The organism is Pectobacterium nicotianae (assembly GCF_023272715.1).
Lineage (GTDB): Bacteria > Pseudomonadota > Gammaproteobacteria > Enterobacterales > Enterobacteriaceae > Pectobacterium > Pectobacterium brasiliense.
Map to the genome: position 1 here is coordinate 2798219 of NZ_CP096821.1, position 22282 is coordinate 2820500.

The window sequence follows — 22282 nt, forward strand, 5'->3', positions numbered from 1 at the left end:
CTATTTATTGTTAAGTGACACTGTCTTTAAGTAACGCTTTTAAGTGACAGCGTCACAAATCAGCAAGTTCAGCGATAGCAGGCATTCCACGCTGTTCGAGGAAATCCAACACGCGCCGAGGACTGACGTTCAATATCCGATCCTGTGGGAAATTCACTTCCTGCAAAATACGTTCGCAGTGGGTAAAGTCTCCCAGAGAAAACGCGATATGGGAATCGGAACCTAAAGAAAGTAATCCACCTGCGTCACGAACGGCTTCCGCAATCGCTCGACAGTTTGGCTCACTACCCTGGCGTGAATGCATGAAAGAAGAGTTATTTAGCTCCAGCGCCACGTTGTATTTCGCCGCGGCTTCCGCAATCGCACGGATATCGACAGGAAATTTCGGGTTGCCGGGGTGGCTAATGATATGCGCGTCGCCACGTGCCATGGTCGCGATCATCGCCGTAGTATGTGTATCTTTATCCTGTGGTGGAAAAACCGGCTCATGAAAGCCTGCGATAATCACATCCACCTGATCCAACATCGGTCCGGTGCAGTCGATATCACCCTCAATGTTTTTAATATTTGCTTCGATACCGCGCAGAATGCCGACGCCATCCACCAGACGCGGCCAAACGCGCATATTCATGAAGTGCCAGTAATGCGGCGCATCCGCCATATCCGGGCCATGATCGGTGATGGCAAACAGGCGGATATTCTTTTGCTGTGCTTCAGCGATGTAATCGTGCAGGGTACTGTAAGCATGTGTGCTGGCAACGGTGTGCATATGTAAATCGACGGGATACATAGGTTCTCCTGGGTCAACGTTTGCGAATCAGCATACCATTTTCAGGGCTATTCCGCAGCCAGCGAACGAAATTACAACGCATGATTAACACAACTGAAACATCAGTTTTTGGCGCATGGTGGGGAAATGCGCGAGGGCGAAAATGAAAAGCGGTGAGCAAAGCAACAAATTGCGTTAACTTTAGCTAATTGCACGCATTGAATGCAGAAGTTTGTTGACGCTGTTCGGCAATTTCCCTACATTAGCGCCGTCCGCTGCTATGTGATACGGCGAGACCACGGTGAGGTGTCCGAGAGGCTGAAGGAGCACGCCTGGAAAGTGTGTATACGTGAAAACGTATCAAGGGTTCGAATCCCTTCCTCACCGCCATATAAAAGAAAACGCCCTTGACGCAAGTTAAGGGCGTTTTCTTTTATGGTGATGGAACGGATGAGAAGCCTCGGCAGGATTCATTCTATTATCTGAACCCTGCCGTTTGTTGTTCCTGCTATCTTGCCCCCAGCGCCAGATAGTTGCCCGCAGACTCATCAACGCGGAATTGTTCAACGGTACGTGACAGCTCTTGTGCCTGTTCGTTCAGAGAGTGTGCCGCAGCCAATGCTTCTTCAACCAACGCCGCATTCTGTTCGGTACTCTGATCCATCTGCGATATCGCGAGATTGACCTGTTCAATACCGGAACGCTGCTCTGCACTCGCCACACTAATCTCGCCCATCATGGACGTTACGCGGTGTACGCTTTCAACGACTTCACTCATCGTCTCGCCAGCCTGCTTCACGAAATCCGTGCCCTCGCCCACCTTGGCAACGGAATCATCAATCAAGCCTTTAATTTCCCGAGCGGCGGATGCAGAGCGCTGCGCCAGCGTGCGAACCTCACTTGCGACGACGGCGAAGCCGCGGCCTTGTTCACCAGCCCGTGCCGCTTCTACCGCCGCATTCAGCGCCAGAATATTCGTCTGGAAAGCGATGCTGTCAATAACGCCGATGATATCCACAATCTTACGCGATGATGTACTGATGGAATCCATCGTCACCACGACCCGGCTGACAACATCCCCACCGCGCACCGCGACATCCGATGCCGACACCGCGAGTTCATTTGCATAGCGCGCGTTATCTGCATTCTGTTTCACCGTTGCGGTCAGCTGTTCCATTGCCGATGCCGTTTGCTCTAATGCGCTGGACTGCGATTCGGTACGAGCCGACAAATCGCCGTTACCCGACGCGATCTGCGTCGAGGCTGTGGCAATAGAATTGGTACTGCTGCGAACCTGATTAACCAGATGCGACAGGTTGTCGCGCATCGCGCGAATAGCGTAAAGAATACTGGTTTGATCGCCCGGCTTCGTTTCAACATCAACGCGCAAATTGCCTTCCGCAATTTCGCGCACAACCTCCACCGCATATTGCGGTTCGCCGCCAAGCTGGCGCATCAGCGTACGCAACATATTCCATGCAAACGCGGAAATGATTAACAGCAGAACCAGCCCTAAAGACAGCAGGATCAGCGCATTACGCCAGAACGTTTGTTGGATATCGTCAATATAGTCACCGTAGCCAATCGTCCAGTCCCAAGGCTCGAATTTAATGACGGCATAAAGCTTCTCAACTTTATTCTGCTGCCCCGGACGCGTCCCTTCCGCGATCACTGTGCCAATCGTATTGCCTTTAAGCGACGCGCGGTAGCGTTCTCCCGCTTCTTTACCGCCATTGGCATCGACAATGCCAATGCGTTTAGGGTTAGGATGAACATAGTTCACATCATTCGTATAGCCGCGTACGAAGAAATAGCGATCGTCCTGATGGAAACTGCTAATTGCCCGTTTGGCCTCTTTCTCTGCGTCCTCACGTGACAGCTGACCGCTTTTCTCAAGGTCATATGCCTTTTGTGCTGCCGCGTGAGCCAGCTGAACCAGCGTAGAAAGCTGGCCAGTGCGTTCGCTCATCATCGTGTTATAGAGCGTATTCAGCGCCACCGCAGATAAAATTAACATCCCTAACAAGGTCGTACCGCATAGCAGTGCAATTCTGGTTCGTAATTTCACGATATTCTTCTCTCTAACCGCTTTTCAGAAAATTCCGAGCAAAAAACTACACTACATTGCCGCCTTGAGCCATACCATCCAGGTAGTAATGATAGATTTTTTAACAAAAAATAATGAAAAATCACCTCATTCGCTCAATTAAAAGCCAATATCGAGCAATAACGATTAAAAAATAGAGGAAAAATGATCGAAATCGAAATTAATAGATAAATAACGTTACAGGAATAACAAAGCCTCGGATCATTGCTCGAAGCCCGATATGTCTGTTGAACGTATCTATTGATCGTGCGTGTTGATCGTGTCCGTCGGCGGTGAACTCGGTATCGATTGAACTGAGAGGCAGTATCAGGGCTCTTGTCCCCTAAAAACAAAAGCCTCCGCAAAAGCGGAGGCGTTCCCTCTAATGACAAGGCGCGCTAAGCGGTAACAGCCCTGTCCTCCATGGCTTTTCGCCAGCCTCCCAACCAGTAAGACCGGGCATTAATTGATTGATAAGGACAAAATTCCTTTGGTCTACCGACAATACCTGCTTGATAACCACGTGAATGAGCCCGTTCCAGGCGATCGCGTTTCTGTCTCTTCATGCCTTATTTCCCTCATTATTTATCTGGTGGAAAGAAAACAATGATTACTTTGTAAGCAATCACAGACTATCAATACCGATTCTGTCGCCAAAGGTCAAGGCGCAAAATTCACGCCAGTGTCATATTTGTGATCCAAAATAGGAATTTTCCCCGTTAAAGAACAAAAAAACCTAACTGATTGAAAACAATAAAAAACCTCTAAAAACGTAATGCAATCACAGCATTACATCTTTAGAGGCCTAATTTCTTAGAACGTTGTTTGTGTCAAACCATGAACGGATAATACCGAGTCGCTGTCATCGTTATTTCAGCGTATCCGCCTGCTGGGCAATCGACTGGGAAACCTGCTGCCAGCCTTGCGCCAGCGTTCTTACCAACGCGTCGTAGCCATCTTCTGTTTGTGGCAGCACTACGCTAAAGGGACGCTTAACCACTTTCCCCTGATAGGTCAGCATCCACTCTCCGCGCACGATAACATTGCCATCATAACGACCGTGAAAGCCCGTGACAGCCACGTTCAGCACTGCCTGTTCGCTTCCCTGCGGCTGTGTGGTCACGACCCAACCGGGCAGTTTATGCCCCAGGTTCGTCACCAGCGCTTGCTGCAATTGCTGATCCAACGGGCTGGCCCACAGGTTGTTACTGGCAATGACATACTGCACATCGTTAGTCTGATAAACCAAGCCTGCATTGACGAGATAATCTGCCACGCTGACATGTTCCACCCATAGCGGATGACCCTGAGTCTCCGCAGTTTGCGTCATATTGGTCTCCGCGATTGTCGGCAGTTGATAGTACGTTTTCTGCGTATTACTACTGCTGCACGCGCTCAATACCAAAGCCAGAACCAGTGTCCATGCTTTCATCATTATTTTGCCCTCTTCGGCTGAGGATCCTGACTACCCGAGGCCTCAAAGACCAACGCATTACTTTTCTCGTTCAGGGTACGCAGCACAGGTTGTAGCTCCCGCAGCACCTGATCCAACCGCTGCATGTCCGCCACCATCTTGTTATACGCCGGTGAGCCGGGCTGGAAGCCTTTCATACTGCGATTCAATTCAAGCAATGTTTTTTGCATATCTTCCGGCAGATCCTGCATCGCTTTGCTGGACGTCAGCTTGTTCAGCGTGGCCATCGTTTTTTGCATTTCGCGCAGCGTTGCCTGACTTTCCGTCAGCGTCTTCGTAGCTTCATTGACCATCGGGTTCAGCGGCAGGTTATTCACCTTATCCAGCACCGCCATCAGCTTCTGCTGAATCTGTGACAGGCCACCGTCAATGGTAGGCAGAACCGGGTAGCCGTCCAGAACGAACAGCTGTTTATCCACTTTCTCTTTTGGATAAAAATCGAGATCGATATAGAGCGCGCCCGTCAGAAGGTTAGCCGACTTCATCGACGCGCGCAGCCCCAGCGACTGGGCTTGTTTTAGGTGCTGTTCAAAATCAAACGAGCCACCAATCTTCTTCTCAAACCGATCGGGTTCAATACGAATCAGCACCGGAATGCGATAATCATCATCCAGATCCTGCTTCATATTTTTTGGGAAAAATGGCGCTTCGGCAACCGTTCCCAGTCGAATGCCACGGAATTCAACCGGCGCGCCCGCCTGTAGACCACGGATCGATTCACTGAAGAACAGCAGATACTCTTTATATTCGGTGTATAGCGAGTCCTGAATACTGCGCTGGCTATCAAACAGTCGATACTGCGCCATTGTCTTGGCCACATCACCCAGCTCCCACCCTGTGGGCACATCAAAGCTGACGCCACCGCTAAACAGCGTAGTCAGCGAGCCCATTTCGACACGCATGCCCTGCGCCGACATATCGAACGCTACGCCGCTGTCTTTCCAGAAACGGACGTTGGTCGTGACCAAACCGTCATACGGCGCAGAGATAAACAGCTGATAGCGCATCTTGCGTGCTTTCGGATCGAACTCGCTGGTTTCCACCGACCCCACCCGATAGCCGCGGAACAGGACCGGATCGCCCGCATTCAACTGCCCAGATTGCTCGCTATCCAGTATTACCCGAATGCCTTTCGCATCCGGCGAGGCCAGCGGCGGCGCATCCAGTAGGGTAAACTCGCTTTTACCCTCTTTACTGGCCCCTGGCTGTAGCTCAATGTAAGCGCCGGATAAGAGCGTCCCCAGACCGGAAACACCTTCGCGACCAATTTGCGGCTTCACCACCCAGAAAGCAGAGTCCTGCTTGAGCAATTTATCCATACCATCGTGCAGGCGTGCTTTGATCTCCACTCGATGGAGGTCGTCACTCAGAACGACGCTCTCTACCACTCCAACGTCTACGCTACGGCTTTTGATGGCAGTTTTTCCCGCTTCAATCCCTTCTGCGTTGCTGGTAATCAGCGTAATTTGCGGCCCCTGATGGCTAAAATGGTAAAACAGTATCCAGGCACCGATCAGTACCGTGACAATCGGCACAATCCAGACCGGAGACCAGCGTTTAATCGTTTCTACATCCGCAATGGCATGGTTATCTTTCGCCAACGGCAGGCTCCTTATGAAGAACATCATCGCGACGATCCCACAACAAACGGGGATCAAACATCATCGCGGCAAACATGGTCAGAATCACCACAGCCGCGAACAACACCGCCCCAACGGCGGGATAAATACTCATCAGGCGACCAATGCGCACCATTGCAGATAAGACGGCAATAACGAACACATCAATCATCGACCAGCGTCCAACAAACTCAACCATCTCATAGATGACATGCATGCGCTCGCTGTCTTCCGTTTTTTTGGTTTTGCCGTTGGCCTGCCAGCAAAGCCAGCCTAGCGCCAGCATTTTTAGCGATGGCACCATGACGCTGGCAACAAAAATCACCAGCGCGACAGGGTAAGATCCCATCCCCCACAACAGAATAACACCCGACATAATCGTCGACCCCATACGATCGCCGAAGGCTTCGGTCACCATGATCGGCATCAGATTCGAGGGGATATACAGCATCACAGAGGTGATCAGCAGAGCCAGTGTCCATTGCAGGCTGTGCTTCTTACGGGCATGTCCACGTGAGTGGCAGCGCGGGCATATTAACTGGTTGGCTGGCAGAATGGCGGTGCAACATGGGCATGAACGCAGCCCTTGCGATAGCCCGCTTTGTCCCAGAACCGGTGGCGCAGGCAGCGCGGGCGGCGGCACAATGTCATTCCACAACCAGCGGCGGTCGAGGCTTTGGAAGGCCAGCAGCTGTAGCAGACAGAACAGGACAAAAGGCATAAAACTGGTGCCGATGCCGATGTCACCATAGGCCATCAGTTTGACAAAACTGACCAGTACGCCAGCCAGAAAAATCTCTGCCATCCCCCAGCTTTTGAGGTGGAACAGCATTTTGCCCAGGTTTTTTTTCAACGCCAGCGGCAACGAGGCATGCAGGCAAAGCAGAATGAGGGTCGCCATACTGAAAGCCGGGACCAGTTGGACAAAAAGCATAAACAGCGTCGCGACGCTGGCATAGTTTTCCGCCACCATCACTTTAGGAATTTGTATCAGGGTAATTTCGCTGGTGATTCCCGCGACACGCATAGAAACGAAGGGGAAGAGGTTTGCCAGCAATAGCATAAATAGCGCGCTCACCGCATAGCCAACCGGCCGTTTACGCGGTTCCGTCTGGCAGTTGGTTAGTGCAGTTTTACAGCGTGGACAGGTCGCTTTCTGGCCGTGTAACAGCTCAGGTAATTCCACCAGCAGGTCGCACTGCGGGCAAAGCATATAGTCATCATGGTGATGATGTTCGTGTTCAGGGCTATGCTCATGAGCGGGATCACGTTGAAGAACGTGTTTGTCTTGATGACGCTCTTTTTGCTGAAGATTTGGGTCATGCCGATCGTGATGGGAACACACGCATTCTCTCCTTCAAAACGTCGTCAGCTTCTGACCGAAAACATCTTCCATCAATACGGGAGTTAACCTCCCGTATTGATGGCATAACACACAACGCAAATTAGCCGTTTTTCTGTGCTTCCAGCTCTTCCCAACGTTCGAAACAGGTTTCCAGCGCGCTTTCCGCTTCCGCCAGAGCGCTTAAGACCTGCTGCGTTTCGTCATGTGGACGGCTGAAGAAATTGGCGTCGCTCATCTGTGCTTGTAACGACGCAATTTCCTGCTCCAGTTGCTCAAGGCGCAGCGGCAACTGATCTAATTCGCGCTGCTGGTTATAACTTAATTTCCCCGCGCTTCGTTTAGCGGACGGTGCGGTGCTCGCCGCCGGCGCTGTTGCGGTTACTGCTGGTGCAGCCGTCGTTCGCAGTGGCGTGGCCGTGGCACGCTGCTGTTGTGCGTCGTAATACCCACCGACAAAGCGGGAAATCTTACCGTCACCTTCAAAGATCCAGCATTCAGTCACCGAATTATCGACGAATTGACGGTCGTGGCTGACCAGCAGAACCGTTCCCTGATAGCTTTCGATTAACTCTTCCAGCAACTCCAGCGTTTCCACGTCCAGATCGTTGGTCGGTTCATCAAGAATCAACAGGTTGCTGGGCTTAAGGAACAAGCGCGCCAGCAGCAGGCGGTTACGTTCCCCGCCCGACAGCGCTTTTACCGGCGTCATGGCGCGTTTCGGATGGAACAGGAAGTCCTGCAAATAGCCCAACACATGGCGCGAGCGGCCATTGACCATCACTTCCTGTTTGCCTTCCGCCAGGTTGTCCATCACCGTACGTTCTGGATCGAGTTCAGCACGGTGCTGATCGAAATAGGCAACTTCCAGCTTCGTGCCACAGTGCACACGACCGCTGACCGGCTCCAATCCACCCAGCATCAATTTTAGCAGCGTGGTTTTACCGCAGCCATTCGGCCCCACCAGCGCAATCTTGTCGCCGCGCTGTACCTGAGCGGAGAAATTGCGCGTCAGCACTTTCTTTTCACCCAGAGAACCCTGGTCAACATGATAGTTCACATCTTCCAGCTCAAACACAATCTTGCCGGAGCGGGCAGCTTCTTCAACCTGCATTTTCGCCGAGCCCATCACTTCACGGCGCTGCGCACGTTCCTGACGCATGGCTTTCAGCGCCCGCACGCGGCCTTCATTACGGGTACGACGGGCTTTGATGCCCTGACGGATCCACACTTCTTCCTGCGCTAATTTGCGATCGAACTCCGCATTTTGCAGATCTTCCACCCGCAGCGCTTCTTCTTTCCCTTCCAGATATTTATCGTAGTTACCCGGCCAGGAAACCAGCTTGCCGCGGTCAAGATCGACAATGCGGGTTGCCATATTGCGAATAAACGAACGGTCATGGGAGATAAAGATAATGCTGCCCTGGAACGTTTTCAGGAAGGTTTCCAGCCAGTCAATCGTTTCAATATCCAAGTGGTTAGTCGGTTCATCCAGCAGCAGCACACGCGGCGAACTCACCAGCGCTCTGCCGAGTGCAGCTTTACGCAGCCAGCCACCGGAAAGCGAAGCCAGCGGCGCATCGGCGGACAGACCAAGCTGTTCCAGCACCTCGTGAATGCGACTTTCCAGCTGCCACAGGCCCTGATGTTCCAGAACGTCCTGCAACTTAGCCAATTGATTCAGGTTCTTTTCGCTCGGATCGCTTTCTACCAGACGCAGCATGGCGTGATAGTTTTTCAGGTGATCCGCCTGTGCGGCGACCCCTTCAGCAACAAAATCAAAGACGCTACCAGCAACATCCCGCGGGGGATCCTGTTGCAGGCGCGCGACAATCAGATCCTGTTCATAGGTGATACGACCATCATCCAGCGGGACCTCTTTGGCCAGAATTTTCAGCAGGGTCGACTTGCCCGCGCCGTTGCGGCCAACCAGACAAACGCGTTCATTCTCTTCGATATGGAGTTCGGTGTTATCCAACAGCGGCGCATCGCTGAACGACAGCCACGCACCTGAAACACTGATTAAAGACATCGGTTACTTTTCCTCACCGGCATGCGTTAGCAGCCAGCAGTTATGAATTTGACGATTACGGGCAAAATCCTGCGATTGAGTCTGCGCGGTAATTTCTTTGGCGTTCAGCCCCAGCGCGGTCAGGCCAGCGGTATCCATCTGGAAGCCGCGTTTATTATTTGAGAACATGATGGTGCCGCCACGGCGCAGTAGACGTTTGAGATCTTTCATCAGCGCCAAATGATCGCGCTGGACATCAAACGACTCTTCCATACGTTTTGAGTTGGAGAAGGTCGGCGGGTCAATGAAGATCACATCGAACTGTTCATTAGCGTTATGTAACCATGACAGGCAATCCGCCTGAATCAGGCAATGCTGACGCCCGGTCAGGCCATTCGCCCGCAGGTTTTTCTCGGCCCATTCCAGATAGGTACGTGACATATCGACAGTGGTCGTTGAACGTGCGCCACCTAATCCAGCGTGTACGCTCGCCGTGCCGGTGTAAGCAAACAGGTTGAGAAAATCTTTGCCACGGCTCATCTCACCCAGCATTTTGCGGGCGATGCGGTGGTCGAGGAATAGGCCGGTATCGAGGTAGTCGGTCAGGTTGACCCACAGCTTGGCACCAAACTCTTCCATCAGCAGGAAGTCGCCTTTCTGCGCCAGTTTCTCGTACTGGTTTTTCCCTTTCTGACGTTCGCGCGTTTTCAGCACCAGACGGTTCGACGGTAATTCCAGCACGCTCAACGTCGCGTTGATCACATCAAACAGGCGCTGACGGGCTTTCTGCACATCAATGGTTTTCGGTGGCGCATACTCTTGTACGACAACCCAACTGCCGTAGCGGTCAACCGCCACATTATATTCAGGCAGGTCGGCATCGTAGAGGCGATAGCACTCAATCCCCTGCTGCTTCGCCCACTTATCCAGCTTGCGCAGGTTTTTACGCAGACGGTTGGCAAAGTCTTCCGCGATTTGCCCCGCAGATTCACCCTGTGTTTCCGCCAGTTGATAATTTTTCTGTACGCAGTCCAACGGGCCATTTTTCGCTTTGAATTGGCGCTCAGCACGCAGTTGCAGACAGCTCAGCAGCTCCGGCGATGCGCTGAACAGCGAGAGCTGCCAGCCACCAAAGTCGCTTTTCATCCTGCGACCCAGCATATTATGCAGAGCAATCAGCGCGGGTTCACTTTCCAGACGCTCACCGTAAGGCGGGTTGCTGACAACTGTGCCTTTCGGGCCTTCCGGCAGGGGGTTTTTTAGCTGTGCGGCATCCCTCACGTCGAAAGAAATCAGTTCGGCAACGCCTGCACGACGCGCATTGGCTTTGGCGATCTCAATCACTCGACGGTCGTTATCCGACCCGAAGAAGCGCGAGGTCGTCGCCTGCAAACCCTGGCTAGCCCGCTGCTGCGCCTCCGTGGTTACCTCGCGCCACAGTTCGGCATCGTGTTTTAACCAGGCGTTAAATCCCCAGTGTGTGCGATGCAAACCGGGTGCGCGATCGGACGCGATCATAGCGGCTTCGATCAGTAAGGTACCGGAACCACACATTGGATCGACCAGCGGCGTGCCACTCTTCCAGCCGGAGCGTAAAACAATTGCCGCCGCCAGATTCTCTTTTAGCGGTGCCAGCCCCGCCAGATCGCGGTAGCCACGCTGGTGCAAGCCGTCGCCGCTTAAATCCAGCGACACGCTGGCCATATCACGCTGTAAAAAGACGTTAACGCGAATATCCGGCTGCTGTTTCGCTACGTCTGGACGCTGTCCGGTTTTGCGCGTGAAGCTATCCACAATCGCATCTTTAACTTTTAATGCGCCGTATTGGCTGTTACGGATATCTTCATTAGTACCGGTAAAATGCACGGCAAAGGTTTTATCGATGCTGAAGATCGTTGACCAGTCAATCGCCTGCACGCCCAGATACAAATCCAGATCGCTGTGTACCTTGAATTCATTCAGCGGCAGCAGAATGCGCGATGCCAGACGGCTCCACAGCAGGCTCTGGTACAGCAGGCGATTGTCACCCTCAAAATGGACACCGCCCTGCACAACCGCACAGGACTGCGCACCCAATGATTCGAGTTCGCTTTTTAATAACTCTTCCAATCCCCGCGCCGTACTGGCAAACAAAGCATTCATGTCGTCACTATCACCAAAAAAATAGATTCATAAAAGAAATTGAGGCGCATTATAGCTAATCCGAGACGCTTGTCATAAAGTTGCCGTTTTACTTTGGCAAGGAACAGGTCAGTGATTGGCGTAACGCGGCTTTATATTCATCCGGTAAAATCGATGCGGGGGCTACAGCTGTCCCACGCGATGGCGTCTGTCAGCGGTTTGGCGAACGATCGTGCCTTCATGATTACCGAATCGGATGGCACATTTATTACTGCCCGCCAGTATCCGCAGATGGTGTTATTTACCCCCGCTTTGTTACCCGATGGACTGTTTATTGCCGCGCCGGATGGTCAAACGGCCACGATACGTTTTGCCGACTTCACCGAGGCACCTCAGCCGACAGAAGTCTGGGGAACGCACTTTACGGCGCTCGTCGCCCCTGACGCTATCAACGTCTGGTTAAGCCACTATTTTCAGCGTGCCGTACAGCTTCGCTGGGTGGGCAATGAGCCATCGCGGCGAGTTAAGCATTATCCTGATGTTCCTCTGGCATTTGCCGATGGCTATCCGTTTCTGTTAATTAATGATGCCTCATTTCAGGCACTGCGCCAGCGCTGTTCCGCCGGTATTAAAATCGAACAGTTTCGCCCCAATCTGGTCGTAACAGGCGCGGAAGCCTTTGCCGAAGACAGTTGGAAGACCATTCGGATTGGCGAGGTTATTTTTGACGTTGTCAAACCCTGTAGCCGCTGTATCTTCACCACCGTCAGCATCGAACGTGGCCGGAAACACCCGTCAGGAGAACCGCTGGCAACGCTGCAATCTTTCCGTACTGCCGACAACGGCGACGTTGATTTCGGGCAAAATTTGGTCGCCAGAAATACGGGCATCATTCGCGTAGGCGATACGCTGGAAGTTTTAGCGACCAAACCGCCGCGTCCTTATGGTTCTGGTCAGGTGGTCGAAAGCCTTGTCGTTCCCGAAAAAAGCGAACAGGCCGTCACCATCCACTATCAGGGAAAATCATTACAAGGGAACAATCAGCAGATTTTACTGGAGCAGTTGGAGCAACAGGGTATTCGAATCCCCTATTCTTGTCGGGCAGGATTGTGCGGTTGCTGTAAATTGACGTTAGTCAGCGGAGAGGTTTCCGCACTGAAGCAAAGTGCCATCAGAGAAAACGGCGAGATTCTTACCTGTAGCTGCATTCCGCAGAGTGACGTTCAGTTGCAATAAAAAAGCATCTGCAATAGTCGAAGAAAAGCCAGCATGCACGTAGTTGAAGCCTGGCGAGTATCGCCGAGGGTTTAGACCACCTTGGCATACTCAAATGCCGACGTGCCCTCGCCCAACGTGGTTTCCCACTCAGCCCTATTCTGAACGACGGCAGGCATGAGTCTGTCGTGCATGATTTTGATGGCGTCACCCAGCCCCATGGTTTTTCCGCTTAATGACAGCTGTTCTTGTGCCAGCAGACAGAGGCAGGCCTTATCCCCTGCTTCCGCCACCAGAAAACAGGCCGTTTCATGGGTTTCGGTGAGTTGAACCTGCACAACATCACCCGCCTGCGGCGAATACGTTACGGCATCCGGCTGTTGAATGAAGTGCCAGCTTTTTGGCATAAGCGGTTTTAGGAATCGGCTTGCGACCAGCGCATTAAGAACTAATTCGCCCTGGAGGTCGCGATGCAGTGCCGCTTTCTGACATTTGTCGTTATAGGTAAAAAATAACGCGGCATCGTCGACACAGAATGCACATTCATTGAATGCATCCGGCGTTAGCATTTTAGACGGAAAACGAGAACGGAATAACATGCCGTTAGCCAAATCCAACATCAGGCGGTCGTGTTCGGTATCAAAATACCAGCGCCAGTTATCGTCAGGTTTTAACTTCATATTATTTACCCTTCGCCTTCATAGTAGAAATATCAGAAATGGCTGATTGTGTTTTCTCACATCACAATAATCGTTCATCGTCACAAACATTGCGGCAAGAAGATCAGTCATCCGTTGATAGATTATTTACGCAAACGGATAAAATATAGACTAGCCGGGGGGATAAATAAACCCCCAGCTAAAAATGAAAGGCATTTCGGATTAAATATGTGTAACGATATCTTTAATCAGGCGTGGACCGTGGAAAATAAAGCCTGAATATATCTGTACCAGCGATGCGCCAGCCGCCATTTTCTCGCGAGCGGCGACCAAAGAATCAATTCCGCCAACGCCAATAATCGGTAAACGTCCCGCTAATTCCTGTGACAAACGGCGGATAATTTCCGTGCTGCTTGTCTGCAACGGACGTCCACTTAATCCTCCGGTTTGCCCGCAGTGGTTTAATCCCTGAATCAGTTTTCTGTCGAGTGTCGTATTGGTGGCAATCACGCCATCGATGTTATGGCGAACCAGACTGTCGGCAATTTGGATCAATTCTTCTTCAGAAAGATCCGGCGCGATCTTTACCGCCACGGGAACATATTTCTGATGCTTATCTTTTAATTCTGTCTGCTTGTTCTTTATCGCCAGCAAAAGATCGTCCAGCGCTTCACCATATTGCAGGCTGCGTAACCCCGGCGTATTGGGTGACGAAATGTTGATCGCGATATAGCCTGCGTGAGGATAAACCTTATCCATGCAGATCAAATAATCGTCTTTGCCTTGCTCAACCGGCGTATCTTTATTCTTGCCGATGTTGATCCCTAATACACCGCCAAAACGTGTTTTCTTTACATTCTCGACCAGATAATCCACGCCTTTATTATTGAACCCCATCCGGTTGATCAATCCTTCCGCTTCCACTACGCGGAATAATCTTGGTTTGTCATTACCGGATTGTGGACGCGGCGTTACCGTCCCTACTTCAATAAAACCAAATCCCATTGCGCCTAACGCATCAATACATTCGCCGTCTTTATCTAATCCCGCCGCCAGACCGAGTGGGTTTTTAAAAGATAATCCCATGCAGGTAACGGGTTTAGTCGGAACAGATTGGCGAACGAGAAATTCAAAAGGCGTGTTGGTAATACGGCGTAATTGTTGGAAGGTCAGCTCATGTGCCCGCTCTGGATCGAGCTGAAACAGGGCTTTTTTGATAACGGGATAGAACATATTGTCTCCTGAGATCCCTATCGCAAAGGTATCTTGCCTACGCTGGGAGTAAGCAATAGTGGATTACGGTTTAACTCACGGTCGGTGATGGTAATTCCATCTTTGCGGAAAGTAAAACGTTTGCGGGAGCAGGGAATCGTGATGCGGGAATTATCGCCACACGCGGCAGGATACCGCGTGTGGCTGTGCTAATCGCGTGGCAGGATTAGTCTTGCAGTGCCTTGCTGATCTTCTCGAACAGATCGCCAGACAGATTTTCCAACGTCTTCAGTTGCTCCAACGCCTGACGCATTTGTGCCTGACGTTTAGCATCATAGCGTTTCAGACGGATCAACGGCTCGATCACCCGCGCTGCAACCTGCGGATTACGGGTATTCAGATCGGCCAGAATCTCCGTCAGGAAGCGATAGCCGCTACCGTCTTCCGCATGGAAAGCCGACGGATTCGAGGCCGCAAACGCCCCCACCAGCGAACGCAAGCGGTTAGGATTGTTCAGACTGAATGAACGGTGTTGCAGCAGCTCGCGCACGCGGGTCAGCACATCGGCTGCGGGGCTGGTCGCTTGCAGCACAAACCATTTATCCATGACCAAGCCATCCTGATGCCAGCGGTTATCAAACTGCGTCAGCAGGTCATCACGCACTGGCAGCTGAGCCTCAACCGCCGCCGACAGCGCCGCCAGCGAATCTGTCATGTTATCCGCCTGACGGAACTGCGCCTGCACCAGTTTATCCGCCTGCGCTTCATCGTTGAATGCCAGATAATGCAGGCAGACGTTGCGCAGCGCGCGTTTGCCCATATCCGCGTGTTCGATGCGATATTGCGGCGCGTGATTCGCGTGGTATACCGCCAGCCACTCATCCGCCATCTCTTTCGCCATCGTACGCGTCATACTCTCACGCACGGCAGCGATCGCCGTCGGATCGATGATGTCAAACAGCTCGGCAATCTCGTTTTCACTCGGCAATGTCAGAATCTGAGAAGCCAGCATCGGATCCAGTTGTTCATCCAGCAACACGCCACGGAAAGCATCCACAACATGCATCGGCACGGAAAGCGGCTGTTTCTGCTGATAGCGGGAAACGTTCAGACGAATATAGTTGGCCAGCAGGCTCTGTGCCGCATCCCAACGCGAGAACGCATTACTGGCGTGGCGCATCAGGAACGTCAGTTGTTCATCGCTCCAGGCATAGTTCAATTTTACCGGCGCAGAGAACTCACGTAATAAAGAAGGAATTGGTCGGCAAGGCACCTGATCGAAAATGAACGTCTGTTCGGATTCGGTCACATTAAGCACCGACGCCAACAGCTGGCCGTCTTTCTGTAGCGGAATGACCTGCCCTTGCGGATCGTATAGTTCGATATCCAACGGAATGTGCAGCGGTAACTTCGGCTGTTTGTCGGCACCGACTGGGGTCATCTGGCTCACGCTCAGCAGATATTGTTGCGTCTGCGGATCGTAATCATCACGCACGGTCAGCACCGGCGTGCCCGATTGGCTGTACCAGCGGCGGAACTGTGTGAGATCGACACCGGAGGCGTCTTCCATCGCCTGCACAAAGTCATCACAGGTTGCCGCGCTGCCGTCGTGACGCTCAAAATACAGACGAATACCAGCCTGGAAGCCTTCTTCACCTAATAAGGTGTGCATCATACGGATCACTTCCGATCCCTTTTCATAGACCGTCAGCGTGTAGAAGTTATTCATCTCGATCACCTGATCGGGACGAATCGGATGCGACATCGGGCTGGCATCTTCAGCAAACTGCGCGCCGCGCATCACGCGCACGTTATCAATCCGGTTCACCGGGCGCGAACCCAGATCGGAGCTGAACTCCTGATCGCGGAACACCGTCAGCCCTTCTTTCAGGCTAAGCTGGAACCAGTCGCGGCAGGTGACGCGGTTACCCGTCCAGTTGTGGAAATATTCATGTCCGATCACCGCTTCAATATTCAGATAGTCTTTATCCGTCGCGGTTTCCGCCTTGGCCAGCACATATTTAGAGTTGAATACGTTCAGCCCTTTGTTTTCCATCGCCCCCATGTTGAAGAAATCAACGGCGACGATCATATAGATGTCGAGATCGTATTCCAGACCGAAGCGCTCTTCGTCCCACTTCATCGAATTCTTCAGCGAGGTCATCGCCCAGTCAGCACGATCGAGGTTGCCACGGTCAACAAACAACTCTAATGCAACATCGCGACCAGAACGTGTCGTGAAGCGATCCTGAAGGACATCAAAATCGCCAGCAACCAGTGCGAACAGATAAGCGGGTTTCGGGAAGGGATCCTGCCACTCAATCCAGTGGCGGCCGCCTTCCAGTTCCCCTTGCGCGATACGATTGCCGTTAGAGAGTAAATAAGGGTAGCGGGCTTTATCCGCTGTGATGCGCGTCGTGAATTTCGCCAGCACATCTGGACGGTCGAGATAATAAGTAATGTGGCGGAACCCTTCGGCCTCACACTGCGTACAGAGCGCATCGCCAGAAAGATACAGCCCTTCCAGCGCGCTGTTAGCGGCGGGGTTGATTTCCGTTTCGATGCTGAGCGTAAAACGCGCGGGTAATTGTGTCAGAATCAGGCCATCGTCCTGCTGCTGGTAATGTGTCCACGGCTGACCATCAACGCTCAGGCTAATCAGTTTCAGCCCTTCGCCATCCAGCTTCAACGGCGCGCCAGCATCCCCCTGCAACACCACCTGACTAACGGCTTTTACGTGAGTCTTTTCGGCATGGAGATCGAAATCCAGTGCAATGTCGGTAATGGTGTAATCCGGCGCACGGTAATCATGGCGATATTTTATTTGCGGCTGTTGATTCATATAAAGTTTCCACCTCGTCATAAACATCAAAGATCAAGTCTAAGCCTGTTACCTTAATGTTACCACGACAAAATAATGAGGATAATCATCGTACCGTGGTTCATTCCCGCACGTCTCGCTATGTTGTCGTAATGTAATAAACGGATAATCAAGGTATACTGACCGAACATTGCTGATTGTCCCAATGGTGGATAGGCATCTTACAAGGATGCTGTAACGCATTATGACTTTGCACACTTCCCCGATTCTGCACTCATTGCTGGATACCGATGCCTACAAGCTGCACATGCAACAGGCGGTGTATCATCACTATTATGATGTCGACGTTGCGGCTGAATTTCGCTGTCGCGGTGATGAGTTATTAGGCGTTTACGCCGACGAAATAGCCCATCAGGTCGATCTCATGCGTTTCTTGTCATTGAGTGACGATGAGTTCACCTATCTTTCTTCTCTGCCGTTCTTTAAGCCAGATTATCTCCACTGGCTGCGGGATTTCCGTTTTAATCCGCAGCAGGTTTCGATCAAGAATCATGCGGGCAAGCTGGATATCCGCATCACTGGGCCATGGCGTGAAGTGATTTTGTGGGAAGTTCCCTTACTGGCCGTGATCAGTGAAGTCGTGCATCGCGATCGTTCACCTCACATCACGACTGAGCAGGCGCTTGCCCAACTGTCAGCCTCACTAGAGAGCTTCCGCCAGAACAGCGCAGATGTGGATCTCAGTCGGTTCAAGTTAATGGATTTCGGCACGCGCCGGCGTTTCTCTCGTGATGTCCAGCAGACGATTGTTACAACGCTGCGGGCCGACTTCCCTTATCTTATCGGCACCAGCAATTACGATCTGGCACGCCGTTTGGATATCACGCCTGTCGGTACGCAGGCACACGAGTGGTTTCAGGCGCATCAGCAGATTAGTCCGACGCTAGCAAACAGCCAGCGTGCAGCGCTACAAATGTGGCTACGTGAATATCCGACACATTTGGGCATTGCGTTGACCGACTGCATCACGATGGATGCCTTCCTGCGCGATTTCGATTTGCCGTTTGCCGAAGCCTATCAGGGGTTGCGTCACGATTCCGGCGATCCGGTCGATTGGGGCGAAAAAGCCATTGCGCATTATCAGCGCCTGAACATCGATCCGATGAGCAAAACGCTGGTCTTCTCCGACAATCTGAATCTGGATAAAGCGCTGTCGCTGTATCGTCATTTCGGGCAGCGCGTGAATCTGGTATTTGGTATCGGCACGCGCCTGACGTGTGATATCCCCGGCGTGAAACCGCTGAACATTGTGATCAAGCTGGTGGAATGCAACGGCAAGCCGGTGGCAAAGCTCTCCGATAGCCCGGGCAAAACCATCTGCCAGGATCAGAACTTCGTGTGTGAGCTGCGCAAAGCGTTTGACCTGCCCCGCGTGAAAAAGGCCAGTTAAGGCTCTCCCATATACCCTAAATAATTCGAGTTTCAGGCAGGCGGCAAGAGAAGGCATCCCGATGAGCTTACTCAGGTAAGTGATTCGGGCAACTGACAAATCTGCCTTTGGCTGATGTGAACGCTGCTTGCAGCGGCCCCAACGGGGCGAGGCCCACGTCTGTGTGCCGAGTAGCGCAGCCAACGCACATGCAACTTGAAGTATTACGGGTATTGACCAACTTTGCAGCAGATTCACCGTCATGAGCGAAAACTTCGCGCCATTCCGGTGATTTCTGCTTGTGTCCTGTTGCATCGCAAGTAACATAGCAAATGGTTCGGATTGGGCCATTTAGCGTTTTAACCACGATATTTTTCTTAAACACGATTAATTAAAGAGAGAATTTTATGAGCGTAGTGCCTGTAGTCGATGTACTGCAAGGCCGTGTCGCCGTTGACAGCGAAGTCACCGTGCGCGGCTGGGTACGTACCCGGAGAGATTCTAAAGCCGGTATCTCCTTTATCGCCGTTTATGACGGCTCCTGCTTTAATCCATTACAGGCTGTCGTTAATAATAATCTCTCCAATTATCAGGATGACGTACTGCACCTGACCACTGGTTGCTCGGTTGAAATCACCGGTAACGTCGTCGCCTCTCCGGGTGAAGGACAGAGCTTCGAGCTGCAAGCCACCAACGTCAATGTTGTCGGCTGGGTTGACGATCCCGATACCTATCCAATGGCGGCAAAGCGTCACAGCATCGAATATCTGCGTGAAGTCGCGCACTTGCGTCCACGCACCAATCTGATCGGTGCCGTTGCCCGCGTTCGCCATACGCTGGCGCAGGCAATTCACCGCTTCTTCCACGAGAACGGTTACTTCTGGGTATCAACCCCGCTGATTACCGCATCCGATACCGAAGGCGCGGGTGAAATGTTCCGCGTTTCTACTCTCGATCTGGAAAACCTGCCGCGCACCGAACAAGGTAAAGTGGATTTCAGCGAAGATTTTTTCGGTAAAGAAGCGTTCCTGACCGTATCCGGCCAACTGAATGGCGAAACCTACGCCTGTGCGCTGTCCAACGTCTATACCTTTGGCCCGACATTCCGTGCGGAAAACTCTAACACCAGCCGCCATCTGGCTGAGTTTTGGATGATCGAACCAGAAGTCGCTTTCGCCTCTTTGGATGACATCGCGGGTCTGGCTGAGAACCTGCTAAAATATGTTTTCCAGGCCGTGCTGAACGAGCGTGCCGATGATATGGCGTTCTTTGCCGAGCGCGTAGATAAAGAAGCCATCACCCGACTGGAAAAATTCGTCAGCTCCGACTTCGCACAGGTAGATTACACCGATGCCGTCGAGATCCTGCTGAACTGCGGACAGCAGTTCGAGAACCCGGTTTACTGGGGCGTCGACCTCTCCTCCGAGCACGAGCGTTATCTCGCGGAGCAACACTTCAAAGCACCGGTTGTCGTTAAAAACTATCCGAAAGACATCAAAGCCTTCTACATGCGTATGAATGACGACGGTAAAACCGTTGCCGCGATGGATGTTCTGGCACCGGGAATCGGCGAAATCATCGGTGGTTCTCAGCGTGAAGAACGTCTGGCGCAGTTGGATAGCCGTTTGGAAGAGATGGGACTAAATAAAGAAGACTACTGGTGGTATCGTGATTTACGTCGTTACGGCACCATTCCACATTCCGGTTTCGGTTTAGGTTTTGAACGATTGATTGCCTATGTTACCGGTGTACAAAATGTGCGCGATGTTATTCCTTTCCCACGCACACCACGGAACGCCAGTTTCTAAATAAAAATTTAATATAAGCAAAACAAATATGTAGAAAAGAAGAGTCGGGTTTCCCGGCTCTTTTTTTTTAATTTTTGTTATGCCTCACAAAGTTCCCTGATTTTTACATTTAGACACATATTATTTCCATTTGTTACTCGATTACGAAGTTTGTAGCATCTTTAGGGTGGATTAACTGGCGAGTGAATGGAAAACTGCGTTCAGACACAGGAAGACACCAAACTTTCAGGAATAGTTCCGTAAAGAATTATTTATGGCAGTGGCAGGTGTCTAAATAACACCAATGAGGGTAATAATGATGAAACGCAACATTCTTGCAGTAGTAATCCCAGCTCTGTTAGTCGCAGGCGCAGCAAACGCCGCTGAAGTTTATAACAAAGATGGCAACAAGCTGGATCTGACTGGTAAAGTTACCGCTAAACATAAATTCTCTGACGATTCTAGCAACGACGGTGATGACACCTATGCTCGTCTGGGTTTCAAAGGCGAAACTCAAATCGCGACTGACCTTACTGGTTATGGCCGTTTTGAATATGAATTCAAAGGCAACAAAGCAGAAAGCGCTGGTGCCTCTAATGACAAAACTCGTTACGCATTTGCTGGTCTGAAATTTGCTGATGCTGGTTCATTAGATTATGGTCGTAATCTGGGTATCGCATACGACTCTCTGGCATACACCGATGTGCTGCCAGAGTGGGGCGGTGATCAATCTAATTCTGATAACTTCCTGACCGGTCGTTCTACTGGTGTTCTGACTTATCGTAACAGCAATTTCTTCGGCCTGGTTGATGGTTTGGGCTTTGGTTTACAGTACCAAGGTAAAAACAGCCGTGACACTCTTAACGAGCGCAACGATATCCGTAAACAAAACGGTGACGGCTGGGGTACTTCTCTGAGCTACGAATCTGATATTGGTCTGGGTATCGTTGGTTCTTATGCCGCGGTAAACCGTACTGATACGCAAAATGCATTTGCCTCTGGCCGTGGCAAAAAAGCTGAAGCATGGGGCACGGGTCTGAAATATGATGCTAACAACATCTACCTGGCTGCTACCTACAATGAACTGCGTAATGTAAGCAATCTGAACAACCCAGCTAGCGCAAGTTTTGTTGCTACTGATACCGTGTTCGCTGACAAAACCAAAGTCTTCGAAGCCGTTGCTCAATACAATTTCGACTTCGGTCTGACTCCGTCTCTGGGCTACGTACAAGCTAAAGCTCAGGACGATGCTAACAATCGTAACGATTACATCACCAAGTATGTTAGCTTGGGTGCCACCTATGCATTCAACAAGAACATGTCAGTTTACACCGAATACGATATCAACCTGATCAAGAAAGAAAACGTATACGGCATCAATGACGACGATAAAGTTGCTGTTGGCCTGACTTACCAGTTCTAAGTTATCGCAGCATAACGTAACGAGTTAATCGTTCGTATTGCATGAAAAGACAGGGCTTCGGCTCTGTCTTTTTTATTTGCACGCTAAGTAGCCCTCCTTACGAGCCGTCGCCAGCAACGCAGAAAAACGCTGCCAACGTTTTTTTGTTTCTGCTTTACGCCACGCTGCGCCAATTATTCTCGCCTAACCAGTCTTTTATTTCGTCTCTCTCCTTCTCCCTGTTATTTCCCTTTCTTTTTGACATCAACGGTTGGCAAAGCCTTTTACTGACGGTACTCTGAGAATTCTTATTTCATCTCAGTTATGGAACATTC

The 22282-nt window shown here is 51.4% G+C and carries 15 protein-coding genes and 1 tRNA gene; 5 read left to right on the forward strand and 11 right to left on the reverse strand.

Annotated features, from left to right (window positions below):
* Positions 1–52: 52 nt before the first annotated feature.
* A complete protein-coding gene (locus tag MYB54_RS12580) occupies positions 53–790 on the reverse strand; it encodes a phosphatase (protein ID WP_014915133.1) in 738 nt (245 codons plus the stop codon).
* Between the two features lie 279 nt (positions 791–1069).
* On the opposite strand from MYB54_RS12580, the gene MYB54_RS12585 reads away from it, so the two are divergent.
* Positions 1070–1159: transfer RNA gene (locus MYB54_RS12585), tRNA-Ser, on the forward strand.
* A gap of 118 nt (positions 1160–1277) precedes the next feature.
* On the opposite strand, the gene MYB54_RS12590 is transcribed toward MYB54_RS12585, so the two are convergent.
* The 7 genes from MYB54_RS12590 to rlmKL form a co-directional block, all read right to left on the reverse strand.
* Positions 1278–2837 carry a methyl-accepting chemotaxis protein gene (locus tag MYB54_RS12590; protein WP_248720830.1) on the reverse strand — a complete coding sequence of 520 codons (1560 nt, stop codon included), beginning with the start codon at positions 2835–2837 and terminating at the stop codon, positions 1278–1280.
* A gap of 416 nt (positions 2838–3253) precedes the next feature.
* Positions 3254–3421: a ribosome modulation factor gene (rmf, locus tag MYB54_RS12595; protein WP_010276992.1), complete on the reverse strand. Its 168-nt coding sequence runs from the start codon at positions 3419–3421 to the stop codon at positions 3254–3256.
* 302 nt (positions 3422–3723) lie between these two features.
* Positions 3724–4290 (reverse strand): membrane integrity-associated transporter subunit PqiC, encoded by a 567-nt coding sequence (gene pqiC, locus MYB54_RS12600; RefSeq protein WP_248720831.1) that lies wholly within the window; start codon positions 4288–4290, stop codon positions 3724–3726.
* Positions 4290–5957 (reverse strand): intermembrane transport protein PqiB, encoded by a 1668-nt coding sequence (gene pqiB / locus MYB54_RS12605; RefSeq protein ID WP_371928242.1) that lies wholly within the window; start codon positions 5955–5957, stop codon positions 4290–4292. The genes pqiC and pqiB overlap by 1 nt, the downstream gene beginning before the upstream one ends.
* Positions 5917–7161, reverse strand: coding sequence for a membrane integrity-associated transporter subunit PqiA (pqiA, locus tag MYB54_RS12610; RefSeq protein WP_248721970.1), 1245 nt, complete (start codon positions 7159–7161; stop codon positions 5917–5919). The genes pqiB and pqiA overlap by 41 nt, the downstream gene beginning before the upstream one ends.
* 232 nt (positions 7162–7393) lie before the next feature.
* Complete coding sequence (locus tag MYB54_RS12615) at positions 7394–9322, reverse strand: ABC transporter ATP-binding protein (protein WP_180788844.1); 1929 nt, start codon at positions 9320–9322, stop codon at positions 7394–7396.
* A 3-nt stretch (positions 9323–9325) separates the two neighbouring features.
* A complete protein-coding gene (gene rlmKL / locus MYB54_RS12620) occupies positions 9326–11443 on the reverse strand; it encodes a bifunctional 23S rRNA (guanine(2069)-N(7))-methyltransferase RlmK/23S rRNA (guanine(2445)-N(2))-methyltransferase RlmL (protein ID WP_248720833.1) in 2118 nt (705 codons plus the stop codon).
* 111 nt (positions 11444–11554) lie between these two features.
* Between rlmKL and MYB54_RS12625 the strand changes: the two genes are divergently transcribed.
* Positions 11555–12658, forward strand: a complete 1104-nt coding sequence (locus MYB54_RS12625) for a YcbX family protein (RefSeq protein ID WP_014915125.1) — start codon at positions 11555–11557, stop codon at positions 12656–12658.
* 71 nt (positions 12659–12729) lie between these two features.
* On the opposite strand, the gene MYB54_RS12630 is transcribed toward MYB54_RS12625, so the two are convergent.
* The 3 genes from MYB54_RS12630 to pepN form a co-directional block, all read right to left on the reverse strand.
* On the reverse strand, positions 12730–13317 hold the full coding sequence (locus MYB54_RS12630) for a cell division protein ZapC (protein ID WP_014915124.1): 588 nt from the start codon (positions 13315–13317) through the stop codon (positions 12730–12732).
* Positions 13318–13518: 201 nt separating this feature from the next.
* Entirely contained in the window at positions 13519–14529 is a 1011-nt protein-coding gene (gene pyrD / locus MYB54_RS12635) for a quinone-dependent dihydroorotate dehydrogenase (RefSeq protein WP_010277017.1), read from the reverse strand.
* Between the two features lie 205 nt (positions 14530–14734).
* Positions 14735–17350: an aminopeptidase N gene (gene pepN, locus MYB54_RS12640; RefSeq protein ID WP_248720834.1), complete on the reverse strand. Its 2616-nt coding sequence runs from the start codon at positions 17348–17350 to the stop codon at positions 14735–14737.
* 223 nt (positions 17351–17573) lie between these two features.
* On the opposite strand from pepN, the gene pncB reads away from it, so the two are divergent.
* From pncB to MYB54_RS12655, 3 genes are all read left to right on the forward strand, one after another.
* Complete coding sequence (gene pncB / locus MYB54_RS12645) at positions 17574–18779, forward strand: nicotinate phosphoribosyltransferase (protein ID WP_039554874.1); 1206 nt, start codon at positions 17574–17576, stop codon at positions 18777–18779.
* Between the two features lie 386 nt (positions 18780–19165).
* On the forward strand, positions 19166–20566 hold the full coding sequence (asnS, locus tag MYB54_RS12650) for an asparagine--tRNA ligase (protein WP_039276421.1): 1401 nt from the start codon (positions 19166–19168) through the stop codon (positions 20564–20566).
* 295 nt (positions 20567–20861) lie between these two features.
* The gene (locus MYB54_RS12655) at positions 20862–21968 is read left to right on the forward strand and encodes a porin (RefSeq protein WP_094371406.1); all 1107 of its coding nucleotides are present in this window, start codon (positions 20862–20864) and stop codon (positions 21966–21968) included.
* Positions 21969–22282: the final 314 nt, after the last annotated feature.

What these genes read in the sequence shown, in the direction of transcription:
- pqiC (WP_248720831.1), bottom strand. Translation starts at nt 4,290, where the DNA reads ATGATGAAAGCATGGACACTGGTTCTGGCTTTGGTATTGAGCGCGTGC.
- asnS (WP_039276421.1), top strand. Translation starts at nt 19,166, where the DNA reads ATGAGCGTAGTGCCTGTAGTCGATGTACTGCAAGGCCGTGTCGCCGTT.
- pepN (WP_248720834.1), bottom strand. Translation starts at nt 17,350, where the DNA reads ATGAATCAACAGCCGCAAATAAAATATCGCCATGATTACCGTGCGCCG.
- rmf (WP_010276992.1), bottom strand. Translation starts at nt 3,421, where the DNA reads ATGAAGAGACAGAAACGCGATCGCCTGGAACGGGCTCATTCACGTGGT.
- MYB54_RS12615 (WP_180788844.1), bottom strand. Translation starts at nt 9,322, where the DNA reads ATGTCTTTAATCAGTGTTTCAGGTGCGTGGCTGTCGTTCAGCGATGCG.
- MYB54_RS12655 (WP_094371406.1), top strand. Translation starts at nt 20,862, where the DNA reads ATGATGAAACGCAACATTCTTGCAGTAGTAATCCCAGCTCTGTTAGTC.
- MYB54_RS12580 (WP_014915133.1), bottom strand. Translation starts at nt 790, where the DNA reads ATGTATCCCGTCGATTTACATATGCACACCGTTGCCAGCACACATGCT.
- pyrD (WP_010277017.1), bottom strand. Translation starts at nt 14,529, where the DNA reads ATGTTCTATCCCGTTATCAAAAAAGCCCTGTTTCAGCTCGATCCAGAG.
- pqiB (WP_371928242.1), bottom strand. Translation starts at nt 5,957, where the DNA reads ATGATGTTCTTCATAAGGAGCCTGCCGTTGGCGAAAGATAACCATGCC.
- MYB54_RS12630 (WP_014915124.1), bottom strand. Translation starts at nt 13,317, where the DNA reads ATGAAGTTAAAACCTGACGATAACTGGCGCTGGTATTTTGATACCGAA.
- rlmKL (WP_248720833.1), bottom strand. Translation starts at nt 11,443, where the DNA reads ATGAATGCTTTGTTTGCCAGTACGGCGCGGGGATTGGAAGAGTTATTA.
- pncB (WP_039554874.1), top strand. Translation starts at nt 17,574, where the DNA reads ATGACTTTGCACACTTCCCCGATTCTGCACTCATTGCTGGATACCGAT.
- pqiA (WP_248721970.1), bottom strand. Translation starts at nt 7,161, where the DNA reads ATGCTTTGCCCGCAGTGCGACCTGCTGGTGGAATTACCTGAGCTGTTA.